General features: G+C 73.9%; 13 protein-coding genes. 9 read left to right on the top strand and 4 right to left on the bottom strand.

Annotation, left to right across the window (positions count from 1 at the left end; translation table 11 throughout):
• Window positions 1-31: 31 nt before the first annotated feature.
• Complete coding sequence (locus AB0H84_RS42820) at window positions 32-688, top strand: CBS domain-containing protein (RefSeq protein ID WP_357617769.1); 657 nt, start codon at window positions 32-34, stop codon at window positions 686-688.
• Window positions 689-760: 72 nt separating this feature from the next.
• On the opposite strand, the gene AB0H84_RS42815 is transcribed toward AB0H84_RS42820, so the two are convergent.
• Window positions 761-1,402, bottom strand: a complete 642-nt coding sequence (locus AB0H84_RS42815) for a response regulator transcription factor (protein WP_357617767.1) — start codon at window positions 1,400-1,402, stop codon at window positions 761-763.
• Window positions 1,403-1,496: 94 nt separating this feature from the next.
• Here AB0H84_RS42815 and AB0H84_RS42810 point away from each other — a divergent pair, with 94 nt between their 5' ends.
• On the top strand, window positions 1,497-3,164 hold the full coding sequence (locus tag AB0H84_RS42810; RefSeq protein ID WP_357617984.1) for a GAF domain-containing protein: 1,668 nt from the start codon (window positions 1,497-1,499) through the stop codon (window positions 3,162-3,164).
• A gap of 88 nt (window positions 3,165-3,252) precedes the next feature.
• On the opposite strand, the gene AB0H84_RS42805 is transcribed toward AB0H84_RS42810, so the two are convergent.
• Window positions 3,253-3,660 carry a pyridoxamine 5'-phosphate oxidase family protein gene (locus AB0H84_RS42805; RefSeq protein WP_357617766.1) on the bottom strand — a complete coding sequence of 136 codons (408 nt, stop codon included), beginning with the start codon at window positions 3,658-3,660 and terminating at the stop codon, window positions 3,253-3,255.
• Between the two features lie 145 nt (window positions 3,661-3,805).
• On the opposite strand from AB0H84_RS42805, the gene AB0H84_RS42800 reads away from it, so the two are divergent.
• The 5 genes from AB0H84_RS42800 to AB0H84_RS42780 all read left to right on the top strand — a co-directional run bounded on the left by AB0H84_RS42800 (window position 3,806) and on the right by AB0H84_RS42780 (window position 8,908).
• Window positions 3,806-4,903 carry a helix-turn-helix domain-containing protein gene (locus AB0H84_RS42800; RefSeq protein ID WP_357617764.1) on the top strand — a complete coding sequence of 366 codons (1,098 nt, stop codon included), beginning with the start codon at window positions 3,806-3,808 and terminating at the stop codon, window positions 4,901-4,903.
• A 59-nt stretch (window positions 4,904-4,962) separates the two neighbouring features.
• A complete protein-coding gene (locus AB0H84_RS42795; RefSeq protein WP_357617762.1) occupies window positions 4,963-5,577 on the top strand; it encodes a transcriptional regulator in 615 nt (204 codons plus the stop codon).
• A complete protein-coding gene (locus AB0H84_RS42790; protein ID WP_357617760.1) occupies window positions 5,574-7,160 on the top strand; it encodes a pyruvate, phosphate dikinase in 1,587 nt (528 codons plus the stop codon). Before AB0H84_RS42795 ends, AB0H84_RS42790 begins: the two co-directional genes overlap by 4 nt.
• 82 nt (window positions 7,161-7,242) lie before the next feature.
• Window positions 7,243-8,358 carry a glutamate--cysteine ligase gene (locus tag AB0H84_RS42785; RefSeq protein ID WP_357617758.1) on the top strand — a complete coding sequence of 372 codons (1,116 nt, stop codon included), beginning with the start codon at window positions 7,243-7,245 and terminating at the stop codon, window positions 8,356-8,358.
• Between the two features lie 67 nt (window positions 8,359-8,425).
• Complete coding sequence (locus AB0H84_RS42780) at window positions 8,426-8,908, top strand: CBS domain-containing protein (protein WP_357617756.1); 483 nt, start codon at window positions 8,426-8,428, stop codon at window positions 8,906-8,908.
• A gap of 52 nt (window positions 8,909-8,960) precedes the next feature.
• Here the strand turns inward: AB0H84_RS42780 and AB0H84_RS42775 are convergent, their stop codons facing one another.
• Window positions 8,961-9,833: a helix-turn-helix transcriptional regulator gene (locus AB0H84_RS42775; protein WP_357617754.1), complete on the bottom strand. Its 873-nt coding sequence runs from the start codon at window positions 9,831-9,833 to the stop codon at window positions 8,961-8,963.
• A gap of 164 nt (window positions 9,834-9,997) precedes the next feature.
• Here AB0H84_RS42775 and AB0H84_RS42770 point away from each other — a divergent pair, with 164 nt between their 5' ends.
• Window positions 9,998-10,813, top strand: a complete 816-nt coding sequence (locus AB0H84_RS42770) for an aminotransferase class IV family protein (RefSeq protein WP_357617752.1) — start codon at window positions 9,998-10,000, stop codon at window positions 10,811-10,813.
• A 198-nt stretch (window positions 10,814-11,011) separates the two neighbouring features.
• Here the strand turns inward: AB0H84_RS42770 and AB0H84_RS42765 are convergent, their stop codons facing one another.
• Entirely contained in the window at window positions 11,012-12,109 is a 1,098-nt protein-coding gene (locus AB0H84_RS42765; RefSeq protein ID WP_357617750.1) for a hypothetical protein, read from the bottom strand.
• Between the two features lie 67 nt (window positions 12,110-12,176).
• On the opposite strand from AB0H84_RS42765, the gene AB0H84_RS42760 reads away from it, so the two are divergent.
• A complete protein-coding gene (locus AB0H84_RS42760; protein WP_357617748.1) occupies window positions 12,177-14,702 on the top strand; it encodes a LuxR C-terminal-related transcriptional regulator in 2,526 nt (841 codons plus the stop codon).
• The last annotated feature ends 89 nt before the right edge of the window (window positions 14,703-14,791 follow it).

Below are 14,791 nucleotides of genomic sequence, written 5' to 3'. Positions count from 1 at the left end.
GCTCCTCGCCGGCGGAGTGGAGGGGGATGTCATGCCGATCGAGGTCAAGGACATCATGGGCCGCGTGGCCATCGCCGTGCTGAAGGATGCCTCGTTCGTGGAGATCATGGAGGCCATGGAGCGGTTCGCGGTGGGCGCGGTCACGGTGATCGATGCGGATCGGCGGCCGGTGGGTGTGGTGTCCGAGGACGATCTTCTGCTCAAGGAGGCCGACCCGGTACGGCACAGCGTGTCGATGTACGAGTCGGGCAGGCAGCGGCAGGAGCACGAGAAGGCCGCGGGTGTGACGGCGGCCCAGCTCATGACCTCGCCGGCGATCACCGTCACGCCGGACACCTTCGTGCGGGAGGCGGCCCGGCTGATGCACGCAGAGCGCATCAAGCAGCTGCCCGTGGTGGACGCGGTCACCGGGCGGATCGTCGGCACCCTGCACCAGCGCGACGTGCTCCGGGTCTTCAGCCGCCCCGTCGATGAGCTGGAGGCGGACGTCAGAGCCGTGCTCCCGGACCCGGAGGCGTTCACCGTCGAGATCGACCAGGGCGTGGTGACGGTCAGCGGCGCGGTGGAGTGGCGATCACAGGCCATCGCCTTGGCGGAGCGGGTCCGGGCGGTCGAGGGCGTCGTGGACGTGAGGTCCGTGGTGACCTTCGACAAGGACGACCTCCTGAGCGCCCGCTCGGGGAGGTAGGCGCCGCCGCCAGGATGGCCCGGCGCCGGCGTCGCCGTCACGGTGCCGCCGCCAGGGTGCCGGCCTCTGGCGTCACTCGCGGCGGTCGTCCCGCAACCGCGCCGCCAGGGCCGCCGCCTGGGTGCGGCGCTGCATGTTGAGCTTGGCCAGCAGGTTGGACACGTAGTTCTTGACCGTCTTCTCCGCCAGGAACATCCGCTCGCCGATCTGCCGGTTGGTCAACCCCTCGCCGATCAGGTCGAGAATGTGCCGTTCCTGCTCCGACAGCGTGGCGAGGGGGTCCTTCCTGCCCGCCTGGTCGCGCAGGCGCTGCAGCATGGCGGCGGTGGTCTGCGGGTCGAGCAGCGACTGCCCGGAGGCGACCGTCCGTACCGCGGCGACCAGGTCGGAGCCGTGGATCTGCTTGAGCACGTAGCCCGACGCGCCCGCCATCACCGCGTCGAACAGCGCGTCGTCGTCGGCGAACGACGTCAGCATCAGGCACGCCAGCCCAGGCAGCCGCGAGCGCACCTCGCGGCACACATCCACGCCGCTGCCGTCCGGCAGCCGCACATCCAGCACCGCCACGTCCGGCTTGAGCGCCGGGATACGGGCGATCGCCGACTCGGCCGTGCCCGCCTCGCCGATCACCTCGATGTCCGCCTCGGACCCCAGCAGCGCCGCGACACCCCGCCGCACGACCTCGTGATCGTCGACAAGGAACACCCGAATCATATGTACGACGCTATCCGACCGCAGCCCTGGCGATGGGCATCGCCGCAGGTCAGATGCGACACTGAGAGATGTGGAGAGCGAGCGTCACCCGTTGATGCCGCAGATGCGGCTCGACGAGCTGCTGGCCGAGTTGCAGATGCGGCTCAATGCCGTGCTGTCCACACGGGACCGGGTGCACGCGCTGCTCGAGGCGATCGTGACGGTGGGCGGCGACCTCAGCCTGGAAGCCGTGCTGCGCCGCATCACGGAGACCGCGACGAAGCTGGTGGACGCCAGCTACGGCGCGCTCGGCGTGATCGGCAAGGAGAACACGCTCATCCAGTTCATCCCGGTGGGACTGACCGAGGAGGAGATCGCCAGGATCGAGCACTGGCCGCGCGGCCTGGGCCTGATCGGCCTGCTGATCAAGGATGCGCGGCCGCTCAGGTGCGGCCGCATCGCCGAACATCCGGATTCGTACGGCTTCCCGCAGGGCCATCCGCCCATGGGCTCCTTCCTCGGCGTCCCGATCCGGGTGCGGGAGAAGGTTTTCGGAAACCTTTACCTGACCGAGAAGCGCGGCGGCGGAGAGTTCGACGAGGAGGACGAGGCCATCGTGATCGCGCTGGCCACCGCTGCCGGCGTCGCCGTGGACAACGCCCGCCTGTACGAGGTGTCGCGGCGGCGTGAGACCTGGCTGCAGGCGTCCTCCGAAGTGAGCACGAGCCTGCTGTCCGGCGCCGACCAGGGCCAGGTGCTGAGCCTGGTGGCGGCCCGCGCCCGCGAGATGACCGACGCGGACCTGGTCGAGGTGCTCATGCCCGAGCCGTCGAAGCAGTCGCTGATCGTGGAGTTCGCGGCGGGGGAGGGCGCGGAGGAGCTGCCGGGCGCGGTCTTCGTGGTGTCGGAGACGCTCGCGGGCCAGGTGTTCACCGAGGGCGAGCCGATGTCCGACGCGGACATGCAGAGCGTTCCGCGCCCCGGCTCGCCGCTGCGGCGGCTGGGCTACGGGCCGGTGCTGATGGTGCCGTTCGGGAACGCGCAGAGCGTGCGCGGGGTGCTGGTGCTGGCCAAGCGGAGCGGGCGGTTGCCGTTCAGCGATGCGGATCAGCAGATGCTGCAGGCGTTCGCCTGCCAGGCGGCGATCGCGTTGGAGCTGGCCGAGGCGCGCCGGGACGCCGAACGGCTGGGCCTGCTGGAGGACCGCGACCGCATCGCCAGAGATCTGCACGATGTGGTCATCCAGCGCCTGTTCGCGACGGCGATGACGCTGATGAGCACGATCCGGCTGGTGGAGCGGCCTGAGGCGGCCAATCGGGTCCAGCACGCGATCGACGAGCTGGACGAGACGATCCGGCAGATCCGCTCGTCCATCTTCGCGCTGCAGGGCTCCGCCCAGGCCGCACCCAGCTTGCGAGGCCAGATCGTGGCGCTCGTGGAGGGCGCCGCCGGCCACCTGGGCTTCATGCCGGGCCTGCGCATGGAAGGGCAGATCGACACCCTGGTTCCAGGAACGGTCGCCGAGCACCTGCTGGCCGTGCTGCGCGAGGCCCTGTCCAACGTGGTCCGCCATTCCCGCGCGACCCGCGCCGATGTTCTCGTGCGGGCCGCCGATGCCGAACTCGCCCTCATGGTCACGGACAACGGCGTCGGCCTGGGAGAGAGCGGACGCCGCAGCGGCCTGCGCAACGTGGAGGAGCGGGCCGCCTGCCTGGGCGGCGCCGCGGAGTTCGCCCCCGCCGAAGAGGGCGGCACCCGGCTGTGCTGGCACGTCCCGCTGTGAGACCGGCGCTGTGGGAGCGGCGCTGTGAGACGGCGCTGTGGGAGCGGCGCTGTGGGAGCGGCGCTGTGAGACGGCGCTGTGAGACGGCTCAGGCGGCGATCCGGCGGCCGGACACCTGCTCGGCCTCGACCACGATGTAGTGGTCCCGGTTGCCCGGCGCCCAGGTCGCCAACGGCAGCGCCGACAGCCGGTCGCGCTCGGTCGGGTCCGTCACGGCCCGCGCGAGTCCCACCGCGGTGACAGACCAGCCGGTACGCCGCTCCAGATCGAACTCGTCGGCCTCGAAGGCCACCACGGCGCTTCTGGTGGCGGTGGCCAGCTTGGACCCGATCGAGGTGCGGATCACGATGGAATGGCCGTCGAGATGGAAGTTGACCGGCTGCACGGCCGGCAGAGCCCGATCGGTGAACACGATCCGCCCGATCGGCGCCGTGGACAGCAGGTCGAGGCACTCCGCGCGCGAGAGCACCTGAAGCCCGGACGAGTCGACCTGCATACCTTCACCCTCTCTGCTCCGAGCCCCTCAGCGTTAGGGGCGAAAGTCCCGTCCTTGCCGCTCGAAGACCCATGCCACTCAGATGATGAGAACATCGGGATGTTCTTGGTATCCTTACTGTGTCGGGACGAGGAAGGGAGTCATGATGGCGAGGCTGACCCGGGCGCAGCAGCAGGAGCGCACCCGCGCGGCGGTGCTGGCCGCGGCGAGGGAGGAGTTCGCCGAGCGCGGCTACGCCGACGCCAAGGTCGACCGGATCGCGGAGCGGGCCGAGCTGACCCGTGGCGCCGTCTACTCGAACTTCCCGAGCAAGCGCGCGCTCTACCTGGCGGTCCTGACCGACTCGATCGGGCGCACGGACGCGGCGGCGGCGACGTCGCCGCCGGACCTGGCCGAGGCGTTGGGCGCGTTCGCCCGCGTCTGGCTCGAACGGCTCCCGCTGGCCGGCGACACCCCCGCCGGTGGGAAGCTGCAGCTGCGCGCGCTGGCCGGGGTGTTCGACGACGAACCGGGCCGCGCCGCGCTGGCCCAGCTCGCCCGGCTGGAGGCGCTGCTGCTCGCTCTCGCGCTGGAGTCACGCCTGCCGCGCCACACCCGGCGGGTGCGGCTGGCCGAGCTGGTCCTCACGCTGCTGGCCGGCGCCGGCCACCTGGCCGACACGGCGCCCGGCTTCGGCGACCCCTTCGACGTGGCAGGCGCCTGCCGGCATCTGGCCGGGCTCGACCTCGCCGACACCTGGGACCCGCCGCACCTGCCGTACATCGCTCCTGCGCGGCCCGTCCAGGACGTCTGGGAGCCGCCCGCGGAGCTGCCGGACCAGATCACCGGCCGGCGGACCGGGTTCGACGCCGACGGTGTGATCGCGGTCCTCGGCACCGGCCGGCTGGAGGCGGCCGAGGAGGCCGTGCGCGCCGCCCGCCCGGGCGACCGCGTCACCGTGGCCGTCGTGACCGGCGACCCGGCCGAGACCGGACGTCTCGCCCGGCTCAGGATCGGCGACCTCGCCGGATGCCTGCGCCGCGTGTTCACCCCCGACGCCTGGCCGGACCTCCGCCTGGTCCTCGACGAGCGCGCCACCATCGCCTCGGCCGCCGGGATCCCCGACGCCGACGACGCCACCGAGGCCGCGGTACGCGTCCAGTCGGGCTGGATCGTCGCCCGGGCCTCCGGGCGAGGCGCCGCCCACGCGGCGGCAGCCGCGGGCGGGCCGGCCATGACCGAACCCGGGAAGGCCGGGCGATGACCCGCGCCGCCCGGCATGTCCCCGACATCACAGACGACCGACAGGAAGGGCCTGCCGACGTGCCGCGTCCGACCAGCACCGACTTGCTGGTGCTCCACACCCTGCGCTGCATGGGGTTCACCGTCCTCGCCCGCGTGGCCGAGGCGAGCGGGCTGCCCGAGGCCGACGTCGAATCCGAGCTGATCGATCTGGCCGTGGCCGGCCTGGTCACGCACACTCGGGGAGACTTCGGCGGGTGGGGCATCACCGAGGCCGGCCGCGCCGCGGACGCCGAGCGGATCTCCGCCGAGCTGGACGCGGCCGGCGCCCGGGCCGCGGTGGCGGCGGCGTACGACGCCTTCCTCCCGCTCAACGGAGAGCTGCTCGATCTCTGCGCCGCCTGGCAGACGCGGTCCGCCGGCGGTGTCCTGACGCTCAACGACCACGCCGACCCCGCCTACGACTCCCGCGTCCTGGACCGGCTGACCGATTTCGACCGGCGCGCCGATGTCGTCATCGCGGACCTGACCGCGGCGCTGCCCCGATTCCGGCGGTATCGGGCCCGGCTCACCGACGCGCTCACCCGCGCCAGGGCCGGCGAGCCGGAGTACGTGACCGACAGCATGGCCTCGTACCACACGGTCTGGTTCCAGCTGCACGAAGATCTGCTGGTCACGCTGGGGATTCCGCGATGACGTGGATCCATCCGCTGTCGCCGGAAGCCGTGGAGGGCGGGGAGGGCGGGGAGGGCGGGGAGGGCGCGGCCGTGCTCGGCGGGAAGGCGTACGGCCTGATCGTCCTGCGGCGTCTCGGGCTGCCCGTGCCTCCGGGATTCGTCATCGGCACCGGGGCCTGCCGCGCCTTCCTGCGCGACGGGCGGCTTCCTGACGGCCTGGGCGCCGAGCTGGCCGCCGCGCTCTCCGAGCTCGAGGCCGCCACGGGACGGCGCCTGGGCGGGGCCGAGCGGCCGCTGGCGGTGTCGGTCCGCTCGGGCGGCAGCGTGTCGATGCCCGGCATGATGAGCACGATCCTCAACCTCGGCCTCACCGCCGAGGCCGCGGAGGGGCTGGCGGCCGAGACGGGTGACCCGCGCTTCGCGCTCGACTCGCGCCTGCGCTTCCTGTCCGGCTTCGCCGCCACGGTCCTCGGCGTCGACCCGGCCGCACGCGGGGCCGCGGGGATCCATGAGATCGAGGCCCTCATCCGCGAACGAGCCAGCCAGGCGGTCCTCGACGACCCGGCGCGGCAGCTGGAGCTGGCCGTCGAGGCCGTGCTGGCGTCATGGGACACGCCGCGCGCCCGGACCTACCGCGAGCTGCACGACATCCCGCATGACCTGGGCACGGCGGTCACCGTTCAGGCCATGGTGTTCGGCAATCGCGGCGACCACAGCGGCAGCGGCGTCGCGTTCAGCCGCGATCCCAACACCGGTGAGCGGGTCCCCTACGGCGAGGTCCTGTTCGGCCGCCAGGGCGAGGACGTCGTCTCGGGGCGGTCGATCACCCGGCCGCTGTCCGAGCTGGCCGGACGGGAGCCGGCGGTGTGGGCCGCTCTGCTGGCGGCCCTGGCCCGGGTCGAGGGGCACTACCGCGACGCGTGCCACGTGGAGTTCACCTTCGAGGCGGGCCGGCTGTGGCTCCTGCAGGTGCGGCCCGGCGGACTCGCCGGGCGGGCCGCCGTCCGCGTCGCGGTCGACCTGGCCGACGAGGGCGTCATCGATCGCCGCGAGGCGCTGCACCGCGTCTCCCCGCGCCGGCTCGACCAGGTACGCACGCCCCGGATCGACCCGTCAGGCGGGCTCGACCTCCTCACCCGAGGGGTGGGCGCGTGCCCGGGCGTCGCGACCGGCAGGGTGGCGACCACCGCCGACACGGCCGCCCGGATGGCCGCCGACGGTCCGGTCATCCTGGTACGCCCCGAAACCTCCCCGCTCGACCTGCACGGCCTGGCCGCCGCCGCGGGCGTGGTCACCGCCCGTGGCGGTCCTACCAGCCACGCCGCCGTCGTCGCCAGGTCCATGGGCAAACCGGCCGTGGTGGGAGCCGCGGACCTCGAGGTCGACGTGGCCGCCGCCCGCGTGCGAGCCGGCGGGCGGGCCATCCCGGAGGGCACGCTCGTCACCATCGACGGGACCGGCGGAGAGGTCGCCGTCGGCAGCCCCCGCATCGTCACGGCGGCGTCCGATCCGCACCTGGACCGCCTGCTCGAATGGGCCGACGCCGTCTCGGGCGACCACTCGCCCCGCAGCGCCGCGGAACGCCTCGAAAGGGGGCGGTGAGCAGGCGTTCTGCCGGCTTGCCGCGGACGCCTTCCAAGCGCGACCCTTAGATGAGCGGGTCATCGCTTCGGGGGAGGTTGCGATGAGCGTGCACGGCACCACCATGCCTGCGGCGCGTCCCACGAGCCGGGCGCTGACAGTGGGCGTGGAGGAGGAGTTCCTGCTGCTGGACCACGCCGAAGGCCGTCCGGCCCTCACCGCGCCCGCGATCCTGGCGCTGCTCGACGGCGACCCGTACGTCAAGGCCGAGGTCATGCGCTACCAGCTCGAGACGGTCACCGGCGTGTGCACGGACCTGGCGCAGGTGGCGGAGGAGCTGTCCCGTCACCGGACGCTCGCCTCGCGCGCGGCGGAGGAGCTCGGCTGCCACCTGGTCGCCTGCGGCATAGCCCCCTGGCAGGTGCCCGGCCTGTCCGCCCTCACGGCCGACGCCCGCTACCGGGAACTGGCCGCCCGCCACGGCTCCCTGGTCGCGAGCTCCGGCACCTGCGGCTGCCACGTACACGTCGGCATCCCCTCCCGCGAGCTCGGCGTGCAGATCCTCGCCCGGCTCCGGCCCTATCTGGCCACGCTCCTCGCGCTCAGCGCCAACTCGCCCATCGCCGACGGCGGTGACACGGGCTGGGCCAGCCGTCGCCACCCGCAGTGGAGCCGCTGGCCGACGGCGGCGCCGCCCCGCGTCTGGCGATCGGCGGCCGACTACGACGCCGCCGTGTGCCGCCTGATCCGTCGCGGCCGTGCCATGGACGAGCGGAGCGTGTACTTCCACGCCCGCCTGTCACCGCGCCACCCGACGGTGGAGCTGCGCGTCATGGACACCTGCCTCTCGGTCGAGGACACCCTGCTGATGGCGGCCATGGCGCGGGCGCTCGTCGCCCTGGCCATCGCCGACGTGACACGCGGCGTGCCCGTCACCGCGCTGAGCGACAGGCGGATCGCCGCCGAGCTGACCGCCGCCGCCCGCCACGGCCTGGACGCGCTCGCCGTCGATCCGTACACCTCGCGCGTCATGCCCCACCGCGACCTGCTGGAGAGCCTCCTGCCGCACCTGCCCGACCCGGAACCGATCGCCCTGCTCCTGCGCGGGCTCGCCCGCCGGGGGACGGGTGCGGCCAGGCAGCGGACGATGTGGGCACGGGCGGGCTCACCCCGGCGTTTCGCCCAGCTGCTCGCCGGCGCGACACGGGCCCGAGCGTGAGGGTAGGAGGTGAGGGATCCGACATGTGGGGATACGCGCGTGGCGGGCTCGTCGCGAAGGAGGGGTCATGACCGTCGAATCGCTGACCGCCGGGCAGGTGATGAGCCGCGTCCTGGTGGCGGTCAAGCCGGACGAGTCGTCGTTGATGGCCTGGGAGCTGATGCGCCGCGCCGGCGTGCATCACCTGCCGGTCGTCGACGGGCGGCACGTGCTGGGCATCCTGACGCGGGAGCAGGTGGCGGCGTCCTGGTCGGGCGGGCCTGAGGAGCAGTCCAGCCGCCAGGTGCGGATGTTGCTGCGGCGCGAGCGCAGGCCGGTGGTCCGGCCGGACACCCCGTTGGCCAGGGTGGCGGGGACGATGCTGGACGCCGGGTGCGACGCCGTGCCGGTGGTCGACGGCGGCGGGCTGGTCGGCCTGGTCACCGCCTGTGACGTGCTGGCGGCCGTCGCCGGACGGGTCCGGTCCGCTCGGACGCCCGGTGAAGTCGTCACCGGGATGTTCCACCTCGAGCCCGTCCTGCCTCCGGCGCCCTCGCCGGGAGGCGCGTGAGGAAGCCGCCCTGCGTACGCCCACACCCTTCTCCTTGGCGCGGCGCTTGGCCTCAGCGGGCCAGCAGTCTCAGGCTCTCCGCCGCGGCGGAGCCGGACGGGGCGTGGTAGACGGTCAGGGCGTGTTCGGGGTCGTCGGGCAGCCGCAGCGACTCGAAGGAGAGGGTGAGCTCGCCCACCAGCGGGTGACGCAGGCGCTGGACGCCGTGGTTGGCCTCCTCGACGTCGTGCCGGGCCCACAGGCGGCGGAACTCCTCACTCCGCGCCGTCAGCTCGTCCACGAGCGTCAGCAGCTGCGGATCGTCCGGATAGCAGCCCGCGTACAGGCGCAGCGCGCCGACGACGTCGGTGGCCCTGGACTCCCAGTCCGCGAACAGGCGGCGATGATCGGGTCGCAGGAACACCAGCCGGGCCCAGTTGCGCTCCCTGGCCGGCAGCCGGTCCCAGTCGCCGAACAGGGCCGCCGCCATCCGGTTCCAGGCCAGGAGGTCCGAGCGCGGCCCCGTCACGTACGCCGGCACCCCGTCCATGGCGGCCAGCAGCTGCCGGAGCTCGGCGCGTACCTGCTGGTGGGGCGGCGAGTACTGCTTGCGGTGCTGGCACTTGACCAGGTGCCTGAGGTGCGTGTGCTCGGCGTCCGTCAGCCGCAGGGCCCGCGCGATCGCGCCGACCACCTCGTCCGACACGTTGTTCCCCCGGCCCTGCTCGAGCCGGGTCAGGTAGGCGACCGACACGCCGGCGAGCTGGGCCAGCTCCTCGCGGCGCAGCCCCGGCACCCTCCGGTGCCGTCCGAGGACCGGCAGCCCGACCTCCTCCGGCGTCAGCCGGGCCCGGCGGCTGCGCAGGAACGCGCCGATCTCGGCACGCGGATCGAACGGCTGCTCGCCGCCCGGGTCCGCTCCTTCCGGGTCGGGCATGACGTACATATAGCCCATTGTCGCTGATCGCCGGATACGAGTGCGTGCGAGCCTGACCCTGGCAGTAGTAGGACCACCGGTCGTACGCGGGACAGGGCTCTGGGCCATCCCGCCCCGCCGCGGCAGGCTGGGGTGTGCCCCCCCACCTGACCACGATCTGAGGGAAGACTTCGATGAGCACTGTTGCCGCCTCTTCTGTCGTGCAACTCAACGGCCGGGCGGCGGTCGCCGGGGAGCTGGCGCCGCTGGCCTTCGCGGGCTACGCCCACTTCACCGCCATGCAGGTGCGTGGCGGCCGGGTCCGGGGGCTGGACCTCCATCTGGAGCGGCTGCGGCGCGCCTCGGTGGAGCTGTTCGGCCGGGCGCTGCCCGACGATCGGGTGCGGTCCTGTCTGAGGGCTGCCCTGGAGGACGGTCCGGCCGATCTCTCGCTGACGGCCACGGTGTACTCGCCGGCGGGGGAGTTCACCGTGGCCGGGGCCGAGGTCGAGCCGGAGGTGCTCGTCCGTACCGGACCCCCCGCCTCCGGCCCGGAGGGGCCGCTGGCGCTGGCGGCGGTCGAGCACGAACGGATGCTCCCGGCCGTGAAGCACGTCGGCGAGGTGGCCAAGACGTATTTCCTCCGCCAAGCCGTCGCGCAAGGCTTCGACGACGCCGCCTTCGTGGACCGCCGGGGCCGGCTCAGCGAGGCGTCGATCTGGAACCTGGCCTTCTGGGACGGCACCGCGGTGGTGTGGCCCGTGGCCGAGATGCTGAGCGGGATCACGATGACCATCCTCCGCCGGCGGCTGGACGGCCTCGGCATCCCGCAGCGCTCCCAGGAGATCACCCTGTCCGACCTGCCGGCTCTGGCCGGGGCCGTCGTCATGAACTCATGGACGCCGGGAGTGGCGGTGCACCGGATCGGCGCCGTGGCCCTGCCTGAGTCGCCGTCGTTCGTGGAGCTGCTGCACCGCGCCTACCAGGCCGAGCCGCTCACCGCGCCATGAGGTCCCGGCCGCCGGGGGCCACCCCGGCCCGTTCCGGTTAGGGAGGTTCCGGGTACGGCGGACGGCATGCACGCGACCGGACATCACCGTCGACCGCCCCGCCCTGCTCCACCTCCGCGAGGCCGGGGAGCACCTCGCCCTCTGGACCGCCGGCCCGTACGGGCGCGAGCCCGCCGCCGTGGTCGGCATCCACCGCGGTCAGGGAAGCAGGGAGCGCCCCAGGTCGACGATGAAGCGGGCGAGCGCGGCCCGCTTGCGGAACAGCTCGTGCAGTTCGGGGGTGGGTTCCTGGCCCAGAAGCTCGAAGGGGATCGCGGTCCACGCGCTGCGCAGCACCAGCGTGGCGACGTAGCCGAAGGAGACCTCGCCGGGATCCGCGACGCCGGCCGTCGCGGCGGCGTACGCGGCCTCGATCGCCTCGTGCACGGCCGGCAGGTCCGCCGGGTCGAGCTCGCCGGTGTGCGCGCGGCCGACCAGGAGCTGGCCCAGGTCGAAGCCCACGGCCGCCGGGTGCGGCCAGCCCCAGTCGACGGCCACGAACTCCGCCGAGCCGTCGGCCGGGACCAGCAGGTTCATGGGGCCGGCGTCGCCGTGGACGTGGGTGTGCGGGAGGCGGTCCAGGGCGTCCAGCAGCGGGTCGATCCGGTCGGCGAGGGCCAGGAGGTCGGCTCGGAGCAGCGGGTCGGCGTTCGCGGCGACCAGCGGGTGGCGCCACGTCGCCGGGTCCCGCAGGATCGGCAGGAACAGGCCGGCGACCGGACCCGCGCAGTAGAAGCGGAGGCTGCGGTTGAGCGGCTCGCGCGGCGCGGACGAGCGGCCCGCCACGGGCCGCGCGGCGGCCAGTTCGCCCAGCAGGCGGGCGGCGACGCGGTAGCGGTCCAGGTCCCACGCGGCGGGAGCGACCGGCACGTCCTCCAACCACATGACGAGCCGGTCGTCCCCCAGGTCGTCCAGCCGGTACATCCGGGGCAGTCGCAACCCGGCGGGAAGCGGAGGCCGGGCCAGGTAGACGTCCGCGTCGGCCCGCCAGGGGAAGTGCGCGACCGCCGCGGCCCGCGTCTCCTCGGGCATCTTCGCGAACCAGGCCGAGTGCCTGATCGCGTGGATCGACTTGACGAAGAACGACCAGCTCACGCCGCCGGTCGTCGTGCCGCGCACGCGGTGGAGCGAGGCCGTCGACAACGACCCGGAGCCGTGGTGGAGAAGCTCGACGTGCTGCTCGGCGATCTCGGCCAGCGGGTCGCCGAGGCACGCGCGGACGAGGTCCGTCAGGCCGGTGGTCAGCGTCACGGTCATGGGCCCCAGCATGCCGGGCGCCGCGACGCTCTCGCATGAGCATGGCCTACTCAAATACGCTTTCGCCGTGGCAGCCTCCTGGCCGTTCATCGGGCGTGCGACGCAACTCGCGAAGATCAGGTCCGCCGCCGAAGGCGTGGTCGTCGCCGGGCCGGCGGGGACGGGCAAGAGCCGCCTGGTGGCGCAGGCCGTACACGGCCTCGACGGGGTCGCGTGGGCGCGGGCCACCGCGGCCGCCGCGGAGGTCCCGCTGGGGGCCTTCGCCCCGCTGCTCCCCGCCACGCCGCCCGCCGGCAACCCGCTGGGCTGGGCGGCCGCCGCGCTGCGCGCGCCGGTGCTGGTGGTGGATGACGCCCACCTGCTCGATCCGGCCTCGGCCGCGCTCGTCCACCACCTCGTGACGCGGGGCGGGACCCGCGTGATCGCGACACTCCGCAGCCGGACGCCCGTGCCGGACGCGGTGCTCGCGCTGTGGAAGGACGATCTGGTGCCGCGGCTGGAGCTGGAGCCGTTCTCCCCGGAGGAGACGGAGGCCCTCCTGGGGGCAGCCCTGGGCAGCCGGGTGGAGGCGGCGACCGTGGCCCGGCTGTGGCGCGCCAGCCAGGGCAACGCCCTCTACCTGCACGAGCTCGTGCTGTCCGGGATCCTCACCGAGGACGGGGACGTGTGGCGCTGGCGCGGGCCGCTGACGATCACGCCCACGCTGCGCGAGACCATCGCGGGCCGCATCGGCGAGCTGACCGCGCGCGAACGGGAGGCGCTGGAGCTCCTGGCCTACGGCGAGCCGCTCGGCGCCGACCTGCTGGCCGTCCTCGGCTCCCTCGACGCCGTCCAGCACCTGGAGGACCGGCAGCTCGTCACCGTGCAGCCGGACGGCCGCCGGCTCCAGGTACGCCTCGCGCACCCCCTGTACGGCGAGGTCATCAGGGACGGCTGCGGCGTGCTGCGCGCCCGCACGATGATGCGCCGGCTGGCCCAGGCGGTGACCGAGGCCGGGCTGCGACGGCGCGAGGACGTGCTCAGGGTGGCCGTCTGGCGGCTGGACAGCGGCCTGCCCGGCGATCCCGGGCTGCTGCTGGCGGGTTGCGAGCGCGCCAGGATCGTCCGGGACCTGGAACTGGCCGTACGGCTCGGACGAGCGGCCGTGGCCGCGGGCGGCGGGACGCCCGCGCTGGCCGCACTGGCTACAGTGCTGTCCTACTCCGACCGGTACGCCGAGGCCGACGACGTGTTCGCCACCGCGTGGGAAGCGGACATGACCGAGACGGCCAGGACCGACCTCGGCGTGCAGTGGGCGCTGAACCTGGCCGTCGGGCTCGGGGACGTCGCGCGGGCGCGGGCCGTCCTGGAGGAGACCACCCGGCTCGCCCGCGGCGTTGGCGCGCGGCAGGGCATCCTGATCATGCGGGCCGTCCTGGCGGTGCTCACCGGCGACATCGCCGCCGCCGAGGAGCTGCTCGCGCGGACGCGGGAGCTGGGCCCGCTCAACCCGCACGGCGAACGCATGATCGGCGGGGCCGACGCGGCCGTCCTGCTGGCACGGGGCCGGGCCGCGGAAAGCCTGGCCCGCGTGGCGGAGGCCCGCGCCAGGCTCGTGAAGCAGCCGGACGCCATGCGGAGCCTCGCCGCCACCCTGACCGGGACCGCCGCGAACGCCGCGCTGCTGCTCGGCGACCTGGACGGCGCCGAGCGGCTCGCCGACGAGGGATTCGACCTGGGCGGCCAGTTCGGCAGCTGGACGCGGGCGATCCTGGAGTTCGGCACGGTGAAGGCCCGCGTGCTGCGGCTGCGTGGCCGGCTCGCCGACGCCCTCGCCTGGGCCCGCGACACGACCGGCCGGCTGCCTGCTTGCAGCGCGCTGGCGGGGTCCTATCTGGGCGAGCTCGCGCACGCGTACGCGCTCCTCGGCGACGTCGCCGCGGCCGAGGAGGCCCTGGCGCGGGTGGAGGCGACGGGCAGGCCGATCGGCCCGTCCGCCGTCATACCCCTCCGCTTCGCCCAGGTATGGACCATGGCCGGGCGCGGCGACGCGGCCGGGGCCGTCGCGCTCTGCCTGGAGATCGCCGGGAGCGCGCTGCCCTGCGACGAGCCGTTCGCGCTGCACGACGTCGTCCGGCTGGGCCGTCCCGACCTGGTGTCCGCGCGGCTCGCCGCGCTCGACGTGGACAGCCCGCTGGTCGCGCTCTTCGCGCGGCACGCCGCCGCCCGCGACGGCGCGGAGCTCGACGCGGTCTCGGAGGGCTTCGCGCGGCTCGGCCTGCTGCTGTACGCGGCCGAGGCGGCGGCGCAGGCGGCCGCCCGCCACCGCGAGGCCGGGCTGTGGCGCGGCGCGCGGGCGGCGGAGACCCGGGCCTGGCAGCTCTCCCAGCGCTGCCAGGGCGCCCGCACGCTCGCCCTGATGGACCTCGACGTCCCCGGCCTGACGCCGAGACAGCGCGAGATCGCGGTGCTGGCCGCCCAGGGGCTGACGAACCGCGAGATCGCCGAGCGGCTGGTCGTGTCCATCCGCACCGTGGCCAACACGCTGTACGCCGTCTACGACAAGACCGGCGTCAACGACCGCGCCGCCCTCGCCGCCATCCTGAATCGCTAATGGGAGCTACCGGGTCGGCTGATCGGGCAGACTCGGTGCCTGGTAGCCGCTGGTGAGTGAGCACTTCCAACCGCTGGACCGATTTTGAG

It is taken from the genome of Nonomuraea sp. NPDC050786 (genome assembly GCF_040654115.1).
Lineage (GTDB): Bacteria > Actinomycetota > Actinomycetes > Streptosporangiales > Streptosporangiaceae > Nonomuraea.
Note: the sequence above shows the minus strand (reverse complement) of the source record. Positions and strands in the feature narration are given on the sequence as shown.

Bases quoted from the DNA above. Each gene is read 5' to 3' on its own strand.
- AB0H84_RS42775 (WP_357617754.1), bottom strand. From the start codon at position 9,833: ATGTACGTCATGCCCGACCCGGAAGGAGCGGACCCGGGCGGCGAGCAG.
- AB0H84_RS42810 (WP_357617984.1), top strand. From the start codon at position 1,497: ATGCCGCAGATGCGGCTCGACGAGCTGCTGGCCGAGTTGCAGATGCGG.
- AB0H84_RS42770 (WP_357617752.1), top strand. From the start codon at position 9,998: ATGAGCACTGTTGCCGCCTCTTCTGTCGTGCAACTCAACGGCCGGGCG.
- AB0H84_RS42800 (WP_357617764.1), top strand. From the start codon at position 3,806: ATGGCGAGGCTGACCCGGGCGCAGCAGCAGGAGCGCACCCGCGCGGCG.
- AB0H84_RS42815 (WP_357617767.1), bottom strand. From the start codon at position 1,402: ATGATTCGGGTGTTCCTTGTCGACGATCACGAGGTCGTGCGGCGGGGT.
- AB0H84_RS42785 (WP_357617758.1), top strand. From the start codon at position 7,243: ATGAGCGTGCACGGCACCACCATGCCTGCGGCGCGTCCCACGAGCCGG.
- AB0H84_RS42805 (WP_357617766.1), bottom strand. From the start codon at position 3,660: ATGCAGGTCGACTCGTCCGGGCTTCAGGTGCTCTCGCGCGCGGAGTGC.
- AB0H84_RS42820 (WP_357617769.1), top strand. From the start codon at position 32: ATGCCGATCGAGGTCAAGGACATCATGGGCCGCGTGGCCATCGCCGTG.
- AB0H84_RS42765 (WP_357617750.1), bottom strand. From the start codon at position 12,109: ATGACCGTGACGCTGACCACCGGCCTGACGGACCTCGTCCGCGCGTGC.
- AB0H84_RS42790 (WP_357617760.1), top strand. From the start codon at position 5,574: ATGACGTGGATCCATCCGCTGTCGCCGGAAGCCGTGGAGGGCGGGGAG.
- AB0H84_RS42780 (WP_357617756.1), top strand. From the start codon at position 8,426: ATGACCGTCGAATCGCTGACCGCCGGGCAGGTGATGAGCCGCGTCCTG.